General features: G+C 58.1%; 2 protein-coding genes. One reads left to right on the top strand and one right to left on the bottom strand.

Annotation, left to right across the window (positions count from 1 at the left end; all coding sequences use genetic code 11):
* Positions 1-305 precede the first annotated feature (305 nt).
* Positions 306-641 (bottom strand): hypothetical protein, encoded by a 336-nt coding sequence (locus tag HMPREF2710_RS04560; RefSeq protein ID WP_005504118.1) that lies wholly within the window; start codon positions 639-641, stop codon positions 306-308.
* Between the two features lie 173 nt (positions 642-814).
* On the opposite strand from HMPREF2710_RS04560, the gene HMPREF2710_RS04555 reads away from it, so the two are divergent.
* The gene (locus HMPREF2710_RS04555) at positions 815-1,342 is read left to right on the top strand and encodes a peptidylprolyl isomerase (protein ID WP_005508008.1); all 528 of its coding nucleotides are present in this window, start codon (positions 815-817) and stop codon (positions 1,340-1,342) included.
* Positions 1,343-1,634: the final 292 nt, after the last annotated feature.

Below are 1,634 nucleotides of genomic sequence, written 5' to 3'. Positions count from 1 at the left end.
GGGAGAGTAGGTCATCGCCGGTTTATTTTTGAACCGAGAACCCCATGTCGAAAGACATGGGGTTCTTTGTATATCCGGGTATGTTAGGGGAAATACCGCAGGGTGCACCCGGGGAGATTCAGTGCTCTATCTTTAGCTCCTCCTCTCGCCCCTGTCCCCCCTAAAAAACAAACACCCCGAAAAAATAAACTAATAGCCGCCCGTCAGAGTAAAACTCTAGCGGGCGGCTATCTCTCACAATGCGCTCCCTCACGCCGCTAGCGGCGCCTCAGAACGTGTAGAGAAGAAAATGCGGGGAATAACGCTTATGCGTTCTTCCAGGGGTCCTCCACGGGGCGAGCTGCGTTGTAGGCTGCGGCGCCTGCAACACCCAGAGCAACCAGCAGACCCAGGAACGCCAGGCCCTTACGGGGGCGCTTGCCGCCGTTACGCTCAATACGAGCCAGTTCCTTCTCAGCGGCGCGAACGGTCTTTGCGGTAGCCTTACGAGCCTTCTTCAGGGCCTTCTTGTTGCCGGTCAGCTTCTCAGCGAACATCTCAGCGGTCTTGCCTTCCAGCGCGGACTCAACAGCAGCCAGAGAAGAGACGATAGCCTGAGCCTTAGCAGCCTTGCGTGCCTTACGCTTCTTGCAGCAGAACATGGGGTGACCTCCATCGGTTGAAATGCGCCAGCGACCAGAAAACGCCGCCGCGCGCGTAGTGTTCACCTCTCAGGATATTCAATTCCCGCCCAAAAAGCCCGCCCGACGGTGCGCCCGGGGCGAAAAAACATGTTAGATGGCGAATGAGCGCCGCCCCGTGCCACAATAGAGCCATGACTAATGCAACTGCTAAGGCAACTATCCACACTAACTACGGTGACATCGTCGTCGAGCTCTTCGGCAACCACGCACCGCTGACTGTTGAGAACTTCATCGGCCTCGCTGACGGCTCCCGTCAGTGGAAGCACCCCCGCACCGGTGAAATCATGAACACCCCCCTGTACAAGGACGTCGTGTTCCACCGCATCATCAAGGACTTCATGATTCAGGGTGGTGACCCCCTGGGCATGGGCGTTGGTGGCCCCGGCTACCAGTTCAAGGACGAGATTCACCCCGAACTCTCCTTCTCCAAGCCCTACCTGCTGGCAATGGCTAACGCAGGCCCCGGCACCAACGGTTCTCAGTTCTTCATCACCACCGTTGAGACCCCTTGGCTGAACGGCCGCCACACCATCTTCGGTGAGGTTACCGACGAGGCATCCAAGAAGGTTGTTGACGCTATTGAGGGCGTTGAGACCGGCTTCCAGGACCGCCCGGTCAAGGACGTTGTCATCTCCTCGATCGACATCGAAAAGCTCTAATAAACCCCATCGGAAGGCTCATACGAGCATTCTGCTGAAGGTGTTGAGAAAACACGTATAGTTCAGGGGCCCGCCAGGATTCTTCCGGTGGGTCCCTGCGCTTATATGCCCGCGCGCGCCATCCCCCGCACACCACCCCGGTTGATCCGGTACACAACCCCTGGAGGTTCAGTGGAGAACTTTCCCAACTACGCAGGCTACGGGCAGACCCCAACCGTCTGCGTCAACCACCCCAACCGCGTTAGCTACGCCCAGTGCAAGCGCTGCAACCGCACCGTCTGCGGCGAATGCC

Origin of the sequence: Rothia sp. HMSC069D01 (genome assembly GCF_001810135.1) — a bacterium.
Classification (GTDB): Bacteria; Actinomycetota; Actinomycetes; order Actinomycetales; family Micrococcaceae; genus Rothia.
The sequence above is the reverse complement of the archived record's forward strand: the minus strand, read 5'-3'. Positions and strand labels throughout refer to the sequence as shown.